The organism is Bradyrhizobium sp. HKCCYLRH2047, assembly GCF_051168175.1.
Classification (GTDB): domain Bacteria; phylum Pseudomonadota; class Alphaproteobacteria; order Rhizobiales; family Xanthobacteraceae; genus Bradyrhizobium.
Map to the genome: position 1 here is coordinate 1 of NZ_JBNPUM010000025.1, position 15848 is coordinate 15848.

A 15848-nucleotide genomic window follows, 5' to 3' on the forward strand; every position below is an offset into this window, starting at 1 on the left:
ATCCGATGACCCATCTCGGCGAGCGCCGCGAGCGTGTTCTGCGACGTCGTCGATTTGCCGATGCCGCCTTTGCCGTAGAATGCGATTTGTCGCAGTGATGACATTCTGCTCTCCATCAACCGATTGCCTATGTCGCGCCCGCGCTGTTCGCGAGGCGTGACCGCGTCCTCTCTGTGTCCGAACCGGCAGACGGGTTGTTGGGAAGGAGAGCATCGCTCGTCCGAAGCGTCGGCGTGCACTCAGCCCTCAACCATTGCCTGGGCCCAGTTTTGCAACGGCTGTGCCAGCACGCGCACGGCGTCAAAAACAGTCATGATTTAAAGGAGATGCGGAGCATTCCGTGAGCGATGGCGGGTTGTTGCAAACCCGACATCGGAATGCTTCGCAAGATGCGACGACGCGCGGTGCTGTCCGAAACGACACAACGGCGGCGGCTTTTCAGCCGCGCGGCGCCCGGAACGAGATTTGCTAGGTCCTCTCCGCAGCCCTGCGGCACAGACGCTGACAACGTTGAGGAGGATGCAATGCAGATCGGAGTGGAGACGGCCAAGGCCGTGGACCAGCGGCGCGTGTTCGTGATCGACGACGACGAGATCACGCGCGCGGCCCTGCAGTTCATGTTGCACGACGAGATCGAGACACATGAATTGGCGACTCCCGAGGAGGCGTATGAGAAGGGCGTCGACTGGTTGGCGCCGAACGTGGTGCTGCTCGGGGTGTCCTTCCTGAAGCAACGCGGACCCGAGCTCGTCCGCGAGATCCTGGCGAAGTTCAAGGGCGTGCGGATTCTGATCGTGACCGCCAAGGCGGACGAGGCGATCGCGATCGAGGGTCTCAAGGCCGGCGCGCATGGCGCCGTGGTCAAGCCGCTCACGATCGAGTCGGTGCGCAAGAAGGTCGACACCATTCTCGGCCGCGCCGGCGGCGCGCAGCTCGTCCAGCTCGGCGGCGCCTGACGTGACGACCGTCGTCTTCTACGAGAAGCCGGGCTGCGGCACCAACGCCCGGCAGAAGCTGATGCTGACGCGCGCCGGCCACGATGTCGTCGCCAGGAATCTCTTGACCGAGCCCTGGACCGGCGAGCGGCTGCGCGCGTATTTCGCCGGGACTCCCGTCTGGGCCTGGTTCAATCCAGCCTCGCCGCGCGTGAAATCAGGAGAGATCGAGCCAGAGACGATCGAAGCCGTCGCGGCCATCGACCTGATGCTCGAGGATCCGCTGCTGATCCGCCGGCCATTGATCGAAGCCGGCGGCCAGTGCTGCGCCGGCTTCGATCGTGAACCCGTGATCTCGCTGCTTCGGCAGTGCGACGATCTGGACGACGTCCAGGGCTGCACGCGTCCGGAGGCGTCGACACCTTGTCCGGAACCGCGCTGAGCGGCTCCGTTCTGCACGTCAGCGCTTCAGGACCATCACCAGGCGATCGACACGCTTGCCCTGCTTGAAGTGGGATTCGACGATCTCGTCGATATCCTCAGCGGTGGTCGGCCGATACCAGACGCCGTCCGGATAGACCACCATCATCGGTCCGGCGCTGCAGAAGCCGAAGCAGCCGGCAGCGGTGACGCCGATGTCCGTCAACCGCTGCGCCTCGATGGTCTTGGTCAGCCGGTCCCACAGCGGCTGCACGCCGAGCGCGCCGCAGCTGCCGCGTGGATGTCCGGGCGGGCGCTGCGTCAGGCAGACGAAGGCGTGGTGTTTGTAGAGCTGCGGAATCTCGAACGCGTCATCCGCCTCGGCGACATCGGCATCGCTCATGACGCAGGCGCCTTGATGCCCTTGTCGGCGAGCAGTGTCGCGAGCTCGCCGGCCTGGAACATCTCGCGCACGATGTCGCAGCCACCGACGAACTCGCCCTTCACGTAGAGCTGTGGAATGGTCGGCCAGTTGGAGAACTCCTTGATGCCTTCGCGAATGAAGGGATCGGCGAGCACGTTGACGCTCTCGTAGGCCACGTCGAGCTTGGCCAGGATCTGCGCCACCGCGGCGGAGAAGCCGCATTGCGGCGCGGCCGGCACGCCCTTCATGAACAGCACGACATCACTGCCGTCGATCAGCTTCTGAATGCGTTCGGATGTCGACATGGACTGGATCCTTTCCCTGAATGCGACCGATCAGCCGGGCCGCAACGATCACTTCGGCAATGACGTTTCGAGCGCCAGCGCGTGCAGCACGCCGCCCATCTGGCCCTTGAGAGCCGAATAGACCATCTGATGCTGCTGCACCCGGCTCTTCCCAGCGAAGGCCTGTGAGGTGACGCGCGCCGAATAATGGTCGCCATCGCCTGCCAGATCCTCGATCACGACAACGGCATCCGGGAACGCCTCCTTGATCAGACGCTCGATATCCGTTGCTGCCATCGCCATCGCTGCTGCTCCGCTGGATTGATGACGGCATCATGCAAGCTCCGAACCAGTCATTTGCGCGCCGCAATCGCCGGCTCGCCGGCATCTGACGACGTGTCCACGCCAAATCGCGCAAGCGTCGCGTCGTGTTTGCGACATCGGCCGCGGGGCGGCGAGGAAGCGGCGTTCAAAATCCAACATCGGCCCGTTCTTCCACCCGCCTCGTGCCGGCTTCGACACTGCTGCGCCCGCGCGAAAACGGTCCGTGTCTTGCAGTGATTTGATCGAGGTCAATGCAGATGCTCGAACTCGTCAGCGAACCCGACACGATCAACTTCGGCGATCTGCCGCAAGAGATCGATGCCCTGTTGCAACAGGGCGTGGCGGCGTACCGCCGCGACCACGCGCAAGCGGATCGGCTGTTTCGCCAAGCGCTGGCGGCCGCTCCGCAGCAGCTTCCGACCTACTTCTGCCTATATAAGATTCACACCTATCAGGGCCATCTCGACGAGGCAGAGGCGGTCGCCGAGCTGGGCCTTGCCGAAGCGGCGCGCCAGGCCGGCTGGCCATGTGATTGGCGGCATTGGACGCCGCATGATCCGCTGCCGGACGGCGCCGGCCGCTTCGCGCTCTACACGCTGAAGGCCCTCGCCTTTATCCATCTGCGCAAGACTGATTCCGAGGGTGCAGCCGAAATGCTCGCCGCGCTGCGGCGACTCGATCCCACCGGCGCCGTCGGATGGCCGGTCGTCGCCGCGCTGGCCGAGGGGCTCGGTCCGGAATGAGGCGACGCCATGCACGAGCGAAGCGAAACATGACTCGAATTGCAACGACCATCCCCCGGTGCGAACCAGGATCATGAGAGGAACCAACGCATGATGACCATGCATGCCCCGCCCCCTCCTTCCCCGGCGCAGACCGCCGTAGCGACCGGCTCCCAGAGTGCAGCCGAGAGCGTGATTGCGGCGTTGCGAACGGTCTATGACCCGGAGATTCCGGTGAACGTCTACGATCTCGGGCTGGTCTATCGGATCGCGCACGAGGGCGGCGGCGCCGTCGAGATCGACATGACCCTGACGGCGCCCGGCTGCCCGGTCGCGAGCGAGATCGTTCGCATGGTGGAGGACGCCGTGCAGGCCGTCGACGGCGTCGCATCGGTGAAAGTCACGCTCGTGTTCGAGCCGCCCTGGGACAAGTCGCGCATGTCCGAAGAGACCGCGCTGGAGCTGGGTTTGTTGTAACGCGCGCCAACCGCGCAACGGAAGCAGGAGCATCACATGCCTACGGAGAGCACGATCAAGCTGACCGCCAGCGACGGCCATACCTTTCAGGCGTTTCGTGCCGATCCCACCGACGCGCCGAAGGGGGCGATCGTCGTCCTGCCGGACGGCGCTGACGCTGCCGGCAGGCTACGCAAGATCGCCGATGCCTTTGCGGCCAGCGGATATGTCGTGATTGCGCCGGAGCTGTCACCTCCTGCGGCGATCGAATCGACGGTGGAGGGCGAGCCGGCCAAGTCCGTGCCGGATCCGGCAACGCCGCTGCTCGCCGAAGTCCAGTCGACCGTCGACAGCGTCAAGGACTGCGGCAAGGTGGCGGTAGTCGGCTTCGGCGCCGGCGGCGGTCTGGCCTATGACGCGGCCAACCGCGTCTCCGGCGTGGCCTGCGCGGTGAGCTACTACGCGACAGGTGTCGTCAATGCGGCCGGCGCCAAGCGCAAGATTCCGACCCTGCTCCATTTCGGCGAGGCCGACATCGTCGTGCCGTTCGCGGAGGTGACCATGTTCCGCGCCTATCATCCCGAGGTCAGCGCATTCTCCTATCCGAATGCCGCGCATGCGTTCGACGGCAACGGCGAGACCTATGATGAATCTGCAGCCGCGCTGGCACATGAGCGGACACTGGCGTGGATCTCGCAATACGTCGTCGGCCAGCCGCCGATCACGCTAAAGAATGCCGGCGCCTACGCGCTCGCCAAGACCGACAAGAAAAAGAAGAAGAAGGCCGACGACGACATGGGACCGCCGACCGATTGAGAATCCGATGGAGTGAGAGCGTCGCGATGCTGCCGACCACCATCCTGATCGACGAGCGGCCACGTTGCGTGGTGCGCCCCAACGACACCAAGGATCTCAACCGCTTCATCCGCAACGGCAAGCCTTTTCTGCTCGCCGAGCATCCGGACGGCAAGATCACCCACCGCAACGCCAGCGGCACCGAGCTGATCCAATGGCAGAACGCGCTGGCGCTGCACCGCGCCTGGGGCGGCGACGACGAGAATTTCTTCGGCGTGCCGTTGTATTAGTTGGGTACTAGTTGTGGTCCGATGGACTACAAGAACCTTCGGATCACCTACAAGCTCGCTGCGAGATACAGCGCCCTCTCCCCTTGTGGGAGAGGGCATGCAGGACAGCGCAGCAGACTCGGTTGGGTGAGGGGTCTCTCTCGCCGGGCGCACCTCGCAGAGAGACCCCCTCACCCGACCAAATATGTGGAGAGGCCGGCGATGCCCTCTCCCACAAGGGGAGAGGGCCCATTCTTGAGCACCGCGGCTAACCTCTCAGCTCACGGTCGCGCGGCCCGCGCGTCGTGCGGATTGCCGGCCTGGTTGCGCATCCAGTCGGCAAGCTTGGTCATCGCGGCGTCGACATCCTGGCGGGCCTCGACGTCGCTGACGGTCTCCTCGAGCGCGCCGCGCATGCAGAGCAGCCAGGCGTCGCGCTCGGCATTGCCGATGGGAAAGCCCATATGGCGCTGACGCAGCCGCGGATGCCCCTTCTCAGGTGAATACAGCTTCGGGCCGCCGAGCCATTCCGAGAGGTATCGCTTCAGGATGTGCTTGATCGGCCCAAGATTGGTGCCGTGCATGTCGCGGATGGCCCTCGCCTCGGGCAGAGTATCCATCCGGTGGTAGAACGACTCGACCAGACGATCGACCACGACGGCGCCGCCAATTCGTTCATAGGGCGTGACGACCGGTCCCGCTTCTGAAGTTCCGGTCTCTGAAGTCCCAGCATCCGCCATCGGTCGTTCCTGTCTCTACTCGTCCAAGCTCGGCTGCAGGATGACCTCAGCCGGCGCCCCCGGACCCTGCTGGTCCACGAGCTCCAGCGCATCGACACGCGACAAACCGCCGCCACTGTCCATCAGCACGATAGCGTCCTTCGGCATGCTGGCAAGAGCCTCGATCAGCTTGGCGACAGTCACGGTCCCTCCCGCTCACGCAGCGTCGTGCGCGGCCACAGGCGCGCCGGTCTCGTCGAAATTCAGCGTCACCGGATCCTCGTCGAGCATCACGATCTCGGCCCGGCTCAGCGCCCCATTGGCATGGTAGCTGTAGCAGTGCGTGAGCTCGATCTCGCCATAGACGACCTTTTCGAACCCGGTCAGTACGCCGTCGGCATCGAAATAGCCGCGGATGAACGTGTTCCGGTTCGAGAGCTGCTCCGGCGCGATCGCAGTCACCAGCCGCAGCGGCAGCTTGACGCCGGTGTACGAGACGAAGAATCGACACGCCTGTCCCGCATCCGCGCTCATGCTGCCGCTCGCATCGAAGGTCACACCGCCGCCGTCACGAGACGGCTGCGGTCTTCAGGGCCTCGATCTGGTCACGGTCGACCTTGAACACGCCGCGGCCTCCGGCAAAGGTCTGATAGGCCTTCATGCCGATCGCAGCACTCAACTTGTCGAACCATTGCTGTGGCGTCAGGTCCCCGGGGCGCTCGCTGATCTCGGCGACAGTGCCGTCATTGGCGAAGCGGACATGCAGCGTCAAATTGTCCATGGTATCCTCCTCTTACAGGCCTGAACCGAAGCCGAGCAGCTCGATCTTGACGTTCTCGGTGCCAAGGATGGTCGCCTGGCAGGCGAGGCGCGACTTCGAGCCGACGCCGACGATGGTGTCGAGCTTCTCGTTCTCGAGCTTCGTCACCTTGGACACGCCCTTGCGTCCCTCCTGCAGGAAGATGTGGCAGGAGCCGCACTTTGCCTGGCCCTCGCATTTGTGCTGGATCTCGACCTCAGCGCCGAGCAGCGCTGCCAGAATGGTGGTGCCCTCGCCCACCTCGATCGTCTTGCCGGAGGGCATGACCGTCAGAGTTGCCATTGAATGTCTCCTTTGCTGGGTTGAGTTCAACTGGTGTCAGTAGATCGCGGCGCCCGCCCCGACATTGACCGAGGCGTCCTTCATCGTCGCAACGATGAAGGCGATCTGGTCCGTGGTGAGATGGACGTGGAACGGCAGGGCCACCACACGATCGGCCACCTTCTCCGTCACGAGATAATCGCCACGGCGATAGCCCATGTCGAAATAGTGTCGCTGCAGATGCAGAGGATTCGAATAGGCCACCGCCTCGACCTGCTCGACCCTGAGATCCTCGACGATCGAGTCCCGGCTCGACTTCGAGAACCGGGTGCCGAGATGGACCTGGTAGAGGAACCAGTTCACCTCGGTGACATCTGGACCGACATAGGGATCCTTGATGCCCTCGAACGACTGCACCTCGCTGTAATAGATCTGCTCGATCAGCTTGCGCCGCTCGAGGATCTCGTCGATCCGCCTCAGTTGCGCCAGCCCGAGCGCGGCGGTCACGTCGCTCATCACGGCCTGGTGCGACGCGCTGCTGCTGACCACGACCGATGCGCGCTCGTCGAGCCGGTGCGACCGGTGCCGACGCACGGCCACCGCGATGTCGACGTCGTCGGTGACGACCATGCCGCCCTCGCCGCAGGTCAGCGCGAAGGGCTGCGAGAAGTCGAACACCGCGGCCGTACCGAATGTGCCGACCAGCGCCCCCTTGTATCTCGAGCCGATAGCCTCGGTCGAATCCTCGATGACAGGCAGTTCGTGGGCTTTCGCGATCGCCTGCAGCTCAGACCATTTGGCCGGGTGGCCGTTGGTGTTGCCGGCCAGGATCGCCTTGGTGCGCTCCGTGATGCGCGCCTCGATCTTGCTCGGGGCCAGCGTGCCCGAATAGTAGTCGATATCGGCAAACACCGGCTTGGCGCCGGCGATGCTGATCGCATGCGCGATCTCGCGGAACGAATACGACGACGCGATCACCTCGTCGCCGGGCCCGATCCCCATCGCCTTCAGAATCAGCAGCAGACCGAGCGTTCCGCTCGGGACGGCGATGGCATATTTGCGCCCGAGATAGGCGGCGAACGTTGCCTCGAACTCCTCCACCAGCGGACCGCAGGACAGCCGCGGCGAGCGAAGCGTCGCCTCGACCGCCGCGATCTCCGCCGTCGTGATGTCGGGATCGGACAGCGGGATGAAGTCGGAGCCAACCGGCGTAAGTTCGGTCTCGTCCTGCTCCTGTCGATCCGCATCGTGCACCAGAACGGGATTGATCATGATCAGCTCCGCCTGGCGAGGATCAGGCCGGTGGCCTTCGCCGGATCGTCGGTTACCCCAGCGCAATGTTCGCTGGCGTCGAGCAGATGCAGATCGAACGCCGGATAGCTGCGGAACGGCGCCTCTGTCACGTCGGAGGCATCACACCGCGTCAGCGCCAGCTTGGGAAACCGACGGCGCAGTTCGCCGAACGCCGCGCTGCCGGCATCTGGTCCGGTGAGGACCTGCTCGATCTCATTCAGTTCCTGCTCGGCAAGCGCCATGCCACCCGTCCTCTTTGCTACTGCCAGAATATCCGCTCGGGATCGGCGTTCAGTTCGTCAACCGCCGCGGTCAACCGCCGGTGCACGCTGTGCAGTTCCCAAATCCCCCGACCGTGATCTCTCCAGAACAGCTTCCACATTGCGTTCGCGGCGTCATGACGCAGCAGCGCGACGTCGATCACCCCGCCGTCCTTGTCGATGTTGCGCGAGCAGCACGGACTCTGGACGTGATAGCCCTCAGTCGCCGGCGACACCGTCGGCTCGACGTAGCGATAGCGCTTGCGCGACTTCAGCGCGCGTTCGATCCGCTTGCGATCCAGTTCGTTGGGATGCGCAGGCAGGACGACGCTGGGCTCGAGCGCGGCTGCGATCATGGCAGAACATCTCCCTAGACCGGGACGATCTCCTCTTCGAGACAGCCCACGACGAGCTGCTCGCCGAACTCGACGAGATAGATCGGCATGTTCGCCTCGGTGTGAGTGCCGACCTGGACGATCTCGCCCAAGTCGCCGACACCGACGAGCTTCGCCTCGGCCGGCGCGTTCGGGAACGAACCGTCGTTGACGAGATCGATCAGCGCCTTCACGCGTTGACCCCATTGATATCTAGGCAGACGTGGCTCGATCATGATCTGGTTGCTCCCGGCAGCGGCAGCTCGTCCTCGGCCTCCCCGCGGGGAACGGTGGATTCGAGCTCCTTGCGCTTCATGCCGACGCGGTTTCCGCTCTCGAGAAACTCGACGCCGTAGATGTAGAACTGCTGCAGGAAGGTTCCGATCGAGACGACGTAGCCGACCTCGCCCTTCTTCGCGAGGATCTCGCCGATCTCCTTGCCTGCATAGGTGCCGTCGTTGCGGATCGTACGCTTGGCCTTGACCTTCTCGCCGAACGCGAAATACGGCGGCGCGGACAGCTCCACGACCTCGCTGTCACGAACGATGTTGCTCATGCCGGTTTCTCCATCGCAGCTCCGGAACGATTGTCGAGCCGGCCGCGCGCCATCTCCTGCACCAGCGGATCCTCGTCGCGCGCCAACTCGCCGAGCTCGCTGAGCGCGATCCGGCTCGCAACCTCGTGACGCACCCGCCAATCGGCGTCCTTGCGCATCGCGGTGAGGAGATCAGGCACGAGGCGCTCGGCGATCTCGAGCCGTACCCGTGGATCGGGGTCGCTGATCATGCCGAGCAGCCAGTCGCTCGGGATGCGCCGCGCGACGACGCGGCGGACCTCGGCCTCCGGGTCCCCCATCATGCGGCCGAGCACAGACGGCACGATGCGGCGCGCCACGACGAGGCGGACGTAATAGTCGTCGTCCATCATCATCGGCATCAGGTCTTCCGGATCGAGCACGGTCGCGATCCGAATGCGGACCTCGCGATGCGGATCATGGCGCAGCCGCAGCACCAGCCGCTTCGGCAGCCGCCGCGCGGCGTTCCAGCGCACCGTCTCCTCGGGATCATCGAGCAGCGGCGGCAGAAAGAACGGGCTGGCATGCTTCGCCGCGATCGCACGAACCTCGAAGTGCGGATGCTTGACGTAGCCGTTGGCGAGCGCCGGATTCCAATTGAAGAAGCGGTCGATGCGACGGGCGTAGCGATCGTGCACGCAGGCGTGCCGAAGGCGACATCCGCCGGATGCATTGAGCGGCGCGTGTTCGCAGCCCGCGCAACTGATCTCGTTGCCCTGCCAGTCGATGGCCTCGTCGATGTCGTCATTCATCGTCGAGCTCCACCCGGTCGACCACCTCGAGCAGGACGCGTGCGCCGATCTTGTCGCTGGGATCGAGCTCGAGCAGCTTCTGCACCGCAAGCCGTCCCTCGACGAGATTGCCGAGGCGCATCTGCAAATAGGCGTATCCCTTCAAGGTGAACATGAAGAAGCGCGGCAGCATGTTGTCATAGCTGCCGAACTCGGCATGACCGGCGCGAACGTCGCGCCAGTGCGGTGGCAAGCGGTTTTCGACGGCCGCCTTGGCGAGGCACCGCTTGGCGATCCGCAGCGCGTCAGCGAGCCGTCCCTTGTAGAAATAGAAGCGGTAGAAGCCGATCAGGACCGCCGCATGCCCAGGCGCCAGCGCGTCCGCCTCCTTCAGATGCGTCTCCGCAACCTCGTCGAGATGATAGCTCTGGCCCGCCTGCCACAGATGATACTCGGCTTCCTCCGGCAGGCCGCCGCCGAGCAGCGCGTCGGCGAGCAGCGCGTCCTCGATGGCAGTCTGAGAGCTGGGCCGGGCATCGGTGGGCATGGCGAGCTGTCCTAGTGCTCCAGCGCCTTCAAGGCATGGGTCGAGCACGAGACCTGTTTCGGATCGTGAAACACGAGGCCGGTCTGCGTCGCGGTATCCGCGAAGTCGATGGTGACGCCGTCCAGCAGCAGCCGGCTCTCTGCCGGCAGGAACAGCCTGACGCCGTCTCGCTCGACCACCGCATCGCCGGGCTGGGGTGCGGCGAGGACGCTGATGTCGGCGGCGAGCCCGGAGCAGCCGCCGGGAGAGACGGCGAGCCGGAAGCCGGAACCCGCAGTGCCGTCGGCCCGCAACATCATGCGCATGAATTTCTGCGCGGCCGGCGTGAGCGTGAAGTTCATCTCGGTCTCCCTCAAGCCGGCGGCTGGTAGCGCGGGAACGAATTGTCGATCACGCAGGTGTTGTCGACCGGGCAGACCGCCGCGCATTGCGGCTCGTCGAAATGGCCGATGCACTCGGTGCACTTCTTCGGATCGATCACGAAGGTGCCGTTCTTCTCCGAGATCGCCACGTTCGGACATTCGGGTTCGCAGGCCGAGCAGCTCGTGCACTGCGAGGCAATGATCTTCAAGGTCATCAAAGGCTCCTGTCGAAGGGACCCGGCGGCGGGATCGCGCCGCCGGGGTCTGATGTCACGCCGCCGAGATCAGGGCGCCCTGGCGAATTTCGGCGTCGCCGCGCACGACGTGCTGGATCTCGCCGCTGTTCACCTTGTCGAGATAGCTCTTGAACCAGGCGATCGCGGACTTCTCGATGAACTCGTGCGCGAACTGGTCGACCGGCTCGATGCCCGCCGCCTGCAGGTCGCTCTTCGGGCAGCCGCCGATCTTGGCCACGAACACCGCATGGCAGTCGTTGATGGCGCGGATGACGGTCTCCAGGCTGTCCTCGTCGCCATAGCCGCCCTGGCAGTACAGGTCGACGCGGCGGTGACCAACGAACTTGGCACCGGCCGTGGAGAGCTCGTAGACCTGGAACTCCTTGGCGTGACCGAAATGCTCGTTGATCAGGCCCGAGCCCTTGGTCGCGACCGCGATCAAGAGCTTGATGTCGCTCGACTGGCCGGCGAGCGAGGCGAGCTCTTCCTGCTTCGCCACGACCTTGGCGACGCGCTCGCTCTCGACCGCCTCCTGATAGGCCTTGCGGCTGTCGATGTCGTAGTTCACCTCCATCGCCATGATCTTGTCGGTGGTGAACTCGGCCGAGCGATCCTCGCCGAGCAGGCCCACGGCGTCGGCGCGGCACTGGCGGCAATGCCGCATCATGTTCATCTCGCCTTCGCACTCGTCCTGCAGCGCCTTCAGCTCCTGCGCCGTCGGGCCGCGCTGGCCGGTCAGGCCGAACACCGTGCCGTGCTCCGGCGACGAGATCAGCGGCATGATGTTGTGCAGGAACGCGCCGCGCGATTTCACCGCCTTGTTGACCTCGACGAGGTGCTTGTCGTTGACGCCCGGGATCATCACCGAGTTGACCTTGCAGAGGATGCCGCGCTCGGTGAGCATCTCCAGGCCCTGCAGCTGGCGATCGGTGAGCAGCTTGGCCGCCTCGACGCCGGTGTAGCGCTTGTGCTTCCAGAACACCCAGGGATAGATCTTGGCGCCAATTTCAGGGTCGACCATGTTGATCGTGATCGTGACATGATCGACGTTGAATCCGGCGATGGTGTCGACATGGTCGGGCAGCGCGAGGCCGTTGGTCGACAGGCAGAGCTTGATGTCCGGGGCGGTCCGGGCGATCAGCTCGAAGGTCTTGAACGTCTTCTCCGGATTGGCGAGCGGATCGCCGGGACCGGCGATCCCGAGCACGGTCATCTGCGGAATGGTCGAGGCGACGGCGAGCACCTTCTTGGCGGCCTGCTCCGGCGACAGCTTCTCGCTGACCACGCCCGGACGCGACTCGTTGGCGCAGTCATATTTGCGGTTGCAGTAGTTGCACTGGATGTTGCAAGCGGGCGCGACGGCGACATGCATGCGCGCGTAGTGATGATGCGCCTCCTCGCTGTAGCAGGGATGGTTCTTCACCTTCTCCCAGATCTCCGGCGGAAGGTCGTTCTCGCCTGCGCCCGAGCCGCAGCTCGCCTTGCCGCTGCCGCCCGAGGTGCCGCAACCCTTGTGTTCCGCGATGGTCTGCATCACCGAGCTCAGCTTGTCGCCGTCCGGTATCGTCGCCTGTTCGTGCTGCACTGACGCGTCCATGTCCGCTCCTTACGTTGCTGGCGAGCCGCAAACCGCCTTGGGCTAGGGTTCAGCAACTCGCGTGCCACGCCGCGGACGAGATCATTTCGTCGAACTATCAACACCTTGGCAGGATCACTTCGGCTGTCGCCTTGCCAACATGCGAAAGGCTCTCGTTTGATGCGTTGTTAGAAACGTTACAGACTCAGTTTCAGCGTCAGGCGAGCAGCAAAACAGCGCGGCTTGCGGCCGCGCTGTTTGAACTCTGTCTTGCTCGCGTTTAGCCGCCGATGATGATCTCGGTCGCCCGGGCGAGCGGAATCGCGATCGGCGTCAACCGCTCGGCGATGAAAAACTTCAGCTCGTTCTTCGACAACGAGTCGGGCTCGACCAGGACGTAATGCTCAGAGCCGGAGCGCTTGATGACCTGCCGACCATAGGTCCGCAGCAGCTGGTCGTTGAAGCGGCAGCCGATGAACAGGAAACTGCGGTCGGTGCGCCGGTCCTTGACTGTGTCGGGTATCGGCGTCTGGATGTCGATGTCGGTCAGGACCTCGACATAATCGGCATCGGTGATCAGGAAATTTCTGGCCGGCGTGATGCCGCCGTGTGGCTTGTAGAGCAGCGTGGTCCAGCCGTTGGCCTTCTCGCGATCGGACTCGGCTCCCCCAGCATCGTAAAAGCGGTACCAGCGGTCCTCGCCGATGCCGGCGCGAGTGATGCCCTGGACCTCGCCCCAATCGCTTCGTGTGGCCAGCGCCGTCCGCATTGCGCCATCATACCAGCTATCGACGATCATCGGCAGCGGCAGCGACGCCAGATGCTGCTGCAGCGGCGTCGGCGCAACAGGCGCGGCAAAGGCTTCAGCCATCAGCGCCGTCACCGTCGAGCGGTGGCGCGTGCTCTCGATGTGCTGGGCCGACGCCCACGCATTACCCTTGGCCCGGCGCGGCAGCGCTACCTTGGTGCCGAAGAACGCGGCCAGCGCTTCGGGATTCATCGGCACCGCGGCGCCGGACTGCTCCGAAACGGCGGGACCGAGGAACGGGACGACCTTGCCGGCCTTCAGTCCGGCGACGACGTCCTTGAGCAGGGCCTCGGCGTCGGCCTGCTTGACGATGTCGATATGAGGAAGCGGCGCGTTCATCACTCGTCCCCTTCGCCACCGCGCTTGCGCGCATTGATCGTGATCGGCAGGCGCGTGTCGGCGGCCATCTGCGGCAGCTCGAGCACCCAGCCATTGGCGATGCGGATCCAGCCGCCCCACAAGGATTCGTGCTCCGACTCGACGATGGGCTCCTCGAGATCCTTTTTGGGGACGTAGATCGACAGGCCCGTTTCCGGCGAGCGGCGAATCATGACTTTCATTGCGTGAGCTCCGTGGATCGAAGGGGGTCCGCCGATTGCGAAGGATGATGCTGCAGCCAGGCCGGTGAGGTCCCGCGCAGCCTGGCGACGATGTCGGGCAGAACCTGCAGCACGCGCGCGATGTCCTCGGCCGCCGTGTCGCGCGACAAGGAGAAGCGGACGGCGCCGCGCAGCAGATCGGCCGGCACGTTCATCGCGCGCAGCACATGCGACGGCTCCATCGAGCCAGACGCACAGGCCGAGCCGAGCGAAGCCGCGATGCCGGCCTGGTTCAGGCGCATGACGATCGGCTCGCCCTCCAGATGCTGGAAGGCGATGTTGCAGGTGTTCGGCAGCCGCGCAGCGAGGTCGCCGAGCACGGCGCAATGGCCGACACTCTGGATGATGCCCTGCTCCAGCCGGTCGCGCAGATCGCGCACCGTGCCCTGCTCATCAGCGAAATATCGTCCGGCGAGCTCGGCCGCCGTGCCGAGCCCGACGATGCCCGGCACGTTCTCGGTGCCGCCGCGGCGGCGGCGCTCCTGCGGGCCGCCCCGCACCAGCGGCGCGAACGGCGTGCCCTTCCGAACATAAAGCGCACCGATGCCCTTGGGACCGTGCAGCTTGTGGCCGGACAACGACAGCATGTCGACGCCAGCCGATTTCAGATCAATCGCAATCCTGCCGACCGCCTGCACGGCATCGGAGTGAAACAGCGCGCCGGCATCGTGCGCGAGCCTGGCGAGCTCCGGAATGGGATTCAGCGTGCCGGTCTCGTTGTTCGCCCACATCACCGAGGCGATCGCAGTACGTGGCCCGAGCGCGCGCTTGAAAGCTTCGAGATCGAGCCGGCCGGCGGCATCGACACCGATCAGGTGGACGGTAACACCGCGCTTGTCCCGGAGATGCTCGACCAGCGACAGGATCGCAGGATGCTCCACCGCAGTCGTGACAATCTCCTTGCGACCCTCCTGCGTCTCGAGCGCTGACAGGATCGCGGTGTTGTCGGATTCCGTCCCGCCCGAGGTGAAGACGATCTCATGGTCGAAGGCGGCACCCAGCAGCGCCTGCAGGCTCTTGCGCGCCTGCCTCACGGCGCCCGCGACCTCGCTGCCGAAGGCATGCGAGGACGACGCGTTGCCGAACTGGTCCGAGAAGAACGGCAACATCGCCGCGACGACCTCGGGATCCGCACGTGTCGTCGCGTTGTTGTCGAGATAGACCGGGCGCAAGACCGCTCCTTAATGCCGTGCCTTGGCTGCGCCGGCCACTGGAACGAGGCGAACGAATTCGCCGAGCTTCTCGATCATGCGCGCCTGGATGCCTTCGAGCGTCGCGCTGGCGAGCTTGCAGAAGATGCAGGCGCCGGCGAGCTTGACCATGATCTTGTTGCCGTCGATCTCGACGAGCTCGCAATCGCCGCCGTCGCGCTTGAGGTTCGGACGGACCTCCTCGATCACGGCCCGGATGATCCGCTCGCGCTCGCTCATCTGCGACGGCGCTTCGACGATGCCCTGGGATTCGACTAACATGATGTCACTTCTCGCATGTTGAATGATCGAGCGGAGGATCAGGCGAACGACTTGCCGCAGCCGCAGCTCGACTTGGCGTTCGGGTTCTCGAAGGTGAAGCCGGAGCCTTCCAGCGCGATGACAAAATCGATCGTCGTGCCCTCGAGATATTCGAGGCTCTTGTGATCGACGAGCACGCGCACGCCCTCGCGCTCGATCACGGTGTCCTCCGGCTCGCTGCCGCTGACCAGACCCATGTTGTATTTGAGCCCGGCGCAGCCGCCGGCCTCGACCATGATCCTGAGGCCGTCGACCGGCTTGTCGGAGGTCGTGATCGCGTTGCGAACCGCATTGATGGCGCTGTCGGTCAGGTTGATCATCATCGTCTCGCCTTTCCCATTCGGCTGTTGCGAATAGGATTGGCAAGTCCCGTGCCATGCAACAATCACCTGAAAGACCTCATGTTTTCATGCCGTCGCTGTGGCGTTTCCGACGCGTGTCGGGTTTCCGACACGGCAGGTCGACGCCTGGCTACGGACGTGCCGAAGGAATGTCGCGGCGGAAACCCGACAATGCCCGGAGGTCGCGGGCGAAAGACCAGGTGAATC

29 protein-coding genes and 1 pseudogene are annotated in these 15848 nt (G+C 64.6%); 6 read left to right on the plus strand and 24 right to left on the minus strand.

The genetic code is table 11. From position 1 onward, the window contains the following. Positions 1 to 104, minus strand: a pseudogene (gene nifH, locus ACQR1D_RS31510) (nitrogenase reductase); the annotation flags it as partial. A 420-nt stretch (positions 105 to 524) separates the two neighbouring features. Here nifH and ACQR1D_RS31515 point away from each other — a divergent pair. Next, a complete protein-coding gene (locus tag ACQR1D_RS31515) occupies positions 525 to 956 on the plus strand; it encodes a response regulator transcription factor (RefSeq protein WP_315741025.1) in 432 nt (143 codons plus the stop codon). Next, entirely contained in the window at positions 850 to 1377 is a 528-nt protein-coding gene (locus ACQR1D_RS31520; RefSeq protein ID WP_434837727.1) for an ArsC/Spx/MgsR family protein, read from the plus strand. Before ACQR1D_RS31515 ends, ACQR1D_RS31520 begins: the two co-directional genes overlap by 107 nt. Before the next feature lie 18 nt (positions 1378 to 1395). Here ACQR1D_RS31520 and ACQR1D_RS31525 read toward each other — a convergent pair whose 3' ends face one another. Genes ACQR1D_RS31525 through ACQR1D_RS31535 form a run of 3 tightly spaced genes read right to left on the minus strand, consistent with a single transcriptional unit; the run spans position 1396 to position 2366 of the window. Continuing rightward, the gene (locus ACQR1D_RS31525; protein ID WP_315803666.1) at positions 1396 to 1758 is read right to left on the minus strand and encodes a (2Fe-2S) ferredoxin domain-containing protein; all 363 of its coding nucleotides are present in this window, start codon (positions 1756 to 1758) and stop codon (positions 1396 to 1398) included. Next, positions 1755 to 2084 carry a Grx4 family monothiol glutaredoxin gene (grxD, locus tag ACQR1D_RS31530; RefSeq protein ID WP_315803667.1) on the minus strand — a complete coding sequence of 110 codons (330 nt, stop codon included), beginning with the start codon at positions 2082 to 2084 and terminating at the stop codon, positions 1755 to 1757. The genes ACQR1D_RS31525 and grxD overlap by 4 nt, the downstream gene beginning before the upstream one ends. Positions 2085 to 2132: 48 nt before the next feature. Further along, on the minus strand, positions 2133 to 2366 hold the full coding sequence (locus tag ACQR1D_RS31535; protein ID WP_006609694.1) for a BolA/IbaG family iron-sulfur metabolism protein: 234 nt from the start codon (positions 2364 to 2366) through the stop codon (positions 2133 to 2135). 272 nt (positions 2367 to 2638) lie between these two features. Here ACQR1D_RS31535 and ACQR1D_RS31540 point away from each other — a divergent pair, with 272 nt between their 5' ends. The 4 genes from ACQR1D_RS31540 (at position 2639) to ACQR1D_RS31555 (ending at position 4650) form a co-directional block, all read left to right on the plus strand. After that, positions 2639 to 3130 carry a tetratricopeptide repeat protein gene (locus ACQR1D_RS31540; protein WP_434837726.1) on the plus strand — a complete coding sequence of 164 codons (492 nt, stop codon included), beginning with the start codon at positions 2639 to 2641 and terminating at the stop codon, positions 3128 to 3130. Positions 3131 to 3223: 93 nt separating this feature from the next. After that, positions 3224 to 3586, plus strand: coding sequence for an iron-sulfur cluster assembly protein (locus tag ACQR1D_RS31545; protein ID WP_315803800.1), 363 nt, complete (start codon positions 3224 to 3226; stop codon positions 3584 to 3586). Positions 3587 to 3622: 36 nt separating this feature from the next. After that, positions 3623 to 4381, plus strand: coding sequence for a dienelactone hydrolase family protein (locus ACQR1D_RS31550; protein ID WP_315803669.1), 759 nt, complete (start codon positions 3623 to 3625; stop codon positions 4379 to 4381). Positions 4382 to 4407: 26 nt separating this feature from the next. Next, a complete protein-coding gene (locus tag ACQR1D_RS31555; RefSeq protein WP_316239625.1) occupies positions 4408 to 4650 on the plus strand; it encodes a hypothetical protein in 243 nt (80 codons plus the stop codon). 260 nt (positions 4651 to 4910) lie between these two features. Here the strand turns inward: ACQR1D_RS31555 and ACQR1D_RS31560 are convergent, their stop codons facing one another. The 20 genes from ACQR1D_RS31560 to ACQR1D_RS31655 all read right to left on the minus strand — a co-directional run bounded on the left by ACQR1D_RS31560 (position 4911) and on the right by ACQR1D_RS31655 (position 15620). Continuing rightward, positions 4911 to 5369, minus strand: a complete 459-nt coding sequence (locus ACQR1D_RS31560; protein ID WP_434837725.1) for a group II truncated hemoglobin — start codon at positions 5367 to 5369, stop codon at positions 4911 to 4913. A gap of 15 nt (positions 5370 to 5384) precedes the next feature. Then, entirely contained in the window at positions 5385 to 5552 is a 168-nt protein-coding gene (locus tag ACQR1D_RS31565; RefSeq protein WP_315803672.1) for a hypothetical protein, read from the minus strand. Between the two features lie 12 nt (positions 5553 to 5564). Beyond that, positions 5565 to 5882, minus strand: a complete 318-nt coding sequence (locus ACQR1D_RS31570) for a DUF6156 family protein (protein ID WP_434837724.1) — start codon at positions 5880 to 5882, stop codon at positions 5565 to 5567. Positions 5883 to 5916: 34 nt separating this feature from the next. Then, positions 5917 to 6129, minus strand: coding sequence for a hypothetical protein (locus ACQR1D_RS31575; protein ID WP_315803674.1), 213 nt, complete (start codon positions 6127 to 6129; stop codon positions 5917 to 5919). A 12-nt stretch (positions 6130 to 6141) separates the two neighbouring features. After that, positions 6142 to 6450, minus strand: a complete 309-nt coding sequence (locus tag ACQR1D_RS31580) for a 2Fe-2S iron-sulfur cluster-binding protein (protein ID WP_315713113.1) — start codon at positions 6448 to 6450, stop codon at positions 6142 to 6144. 36 nt (positions 6451 to 6486) lie between these two features. Then, positions 6487 to 7701 carry a DegT/DnrJ/EryC1/StrS family aminotransferase gene (locus tag ACQR1D_RS31585; RefSeq protein WP_315803675.1) on the minus strand — a complete coding sequence of 405 codons (1215 nt, stop codon included), beginning with the start codon at positions 7699 to 7701 and terminating at the stop codon, positions 6487 to 6489. Positions 7702 to 7703: 2 nt separating this feature from the next. Next, positions 7704 to 7964, minus strand: a complete 261-nt coding sequence (locus ACQR1D_RS31590; protein WP_315803676.1) for a hypothetical protein — start codon at positions 7962 to 7964, stop codon at positions 7704 to 7706. A 17-nt stretch (positions 7965 to 7981) separates the two neighbouring features. Further along, the gene (locus ACQR1D_RS31595; protein ID WP_315803677.1) at positions 7982 to 8338 is read right to left on the minus strand and encodes a DUF3024 domain-containing protein; all 357 of its coding nucleotides are present in this window, start codon (positions 8336 to 8338) and stop codon (positions 7982 to 7984) included. 14 nt (positions 8339 to 8352) lie between these two features. Next, positions 8353 to 8592, minus strand: a complete 240-nt coding sequence (locus tag ACQR1D_RS31600; protein ID WP_315803678.1) for a nitrogen fixation protein NifZ — start codon at positions 8590 to 8592, stop codon at positions 8353 to 8355. Further along, positions 8589 to 8912: a nitrogen fixation protein NifZ gene (locus ACQR1D_RS31605; RefSeq protein WP_315803679.1), complete on the minus strand. Its 324-nt coding sequence runs from the start codon at positions 8910 to 8912 to the stop codon at positions 8589 to 8591. Before ACQR1D_RS31605 ends, ACQR1D_RS31600 begins: the two co-directional genes overlap by 4 nt. After that, positions 8909 to 9682 (minus strand): 4Fe4S-binding leucine-rich repeat protein, encoded by a 774-nt coding sequence (locus ACQR1D_RS31610; protein ID WP_316218890.1) that lies wholly within the window; start codon positions 9680 to 9682, stop codon positions 8909 to 8911. The genes ACQR1D_RS31605 and ACQR1D_RS31610 overlap by 4 nt, the downstream gene beginning before the upstream one ends. Next, positions 9675 to 10208: a hypothetical protein gene (locus ACQR1D_RS31615; RefSeq protein WP_315803681.1), complete on the minus strand. Its 534-nt coding sequence runs from the start codon at positions 10206 to 10208 to the stop codon at positions 9675 to 9677. The genes ACQR1D_RS31610 and ACQR1D_RS31615 overlap by 8 nt, the downstream gene beginning before the upstream one ends. An 11-nt stretch (positions 10209 to 10219) precedes the next feature. Next, positions 10220 to 10549, minus strand: a complete 330-nt coding sequence (locus ACQR1D_RS31620; RefSeq protein WP_315803682.1) for a HesB/IscA family protein — start codon at positions 10547 to 10549, stop codon at positions 10220 to 10222. Between the two features lie 11 nt (positions 10550 to 10560). Next, positions 10561 to 10785 (minus strand): YfhL family 4Fe-4S dicluster ferredoxin, encoded by a 225-nt coding sequence (locus ACQR1D_RS31625; RefSeq protein ID WP_006609676.1) that lies wholly within the window; start codon positions 10783 to 10785, stop codon positions 10561 to 10563. Positions 10786 to 10840: 55 nt separating this feature from the next. Continuing rightward, the gene (gene nifB, locus ACQR1D_RS31630; RefSeq protein WP_315803683.1) at positions 10841 to 12403 is read right to left on the minus strand and encodes a nitrogenase cofactor biosynthesis protein NifB; all 1563 of its coding nucleotides are present in this window, start codon (positions 12401 to 12403) and stop codon (positions 10841 to 10843) included. A gap of 259 nt (positions 12404 to 12662) precedes the next feature. Continuing rightward, positions 12663 to 13529, minus strand: coding sequence for an SIR2 family NAD-dependent protein deacylase (locus ACQR1D_RS31635; protein WP_434837723.1), 867 nt, complete (start codon positions 13527 to 13529; stop codon positions 12663 to 12665). Then, a complete protein-coding gene (gene nifT, locus ACQR1D_RS31640) occupies positions 13529 to 13750 on the minus strand; it encodes a putative nitrogen fixation protein NifT (protein WP_315713133.1) in 222 nt (73 codons plus the stop codon). The genes ACQR1D_RS31635 and nifT overlap by 1 nt, the downstream gene beginning before the upstream one ends. Next, positions 13747 to 14961: a cysteine desulfurase NifS gene (nifS, locus tag ACQR1D_RS31645; RefSeq protein WP_434837722.1), complete on the minus strand. Its 1215-nt coding sequence runs from the start codon at positions 14959 to 14961 to the stop codon at positions 13747 to 13749. The genes nifT and nifS overlap by 4 nt, the downstream gene beginning before the upstream one ends. A gap of 9 nt (positions 14962 to 14970) precedes the next feature. Beyond that, complete coding sequence (locus ACQR1D_RS31650) at positions 14971 to 15261, minus strand: NifU family protein (protein WP_315713137.1); 291 nt, start codon at positions 15259 to 15261, stop codon at positions 14971 to 14973. A gap of 38 nt (positions 15262 to 15299) precedes the next feature. Then, the gene (locus ACQR1D_RS31655) at positions 15300 to 15620 is read right to left on the minus strand and encodes a HesB/IscA family protein (RefSeq protein WP_257170758.1); all 321 of its coding nucleotides are present in this window, start codon (positions 15618 to 15620) and stop codon (positions 15300 to 15302) included. Positions 15621 to 15848: the final 228 nt, after the last annotated feature.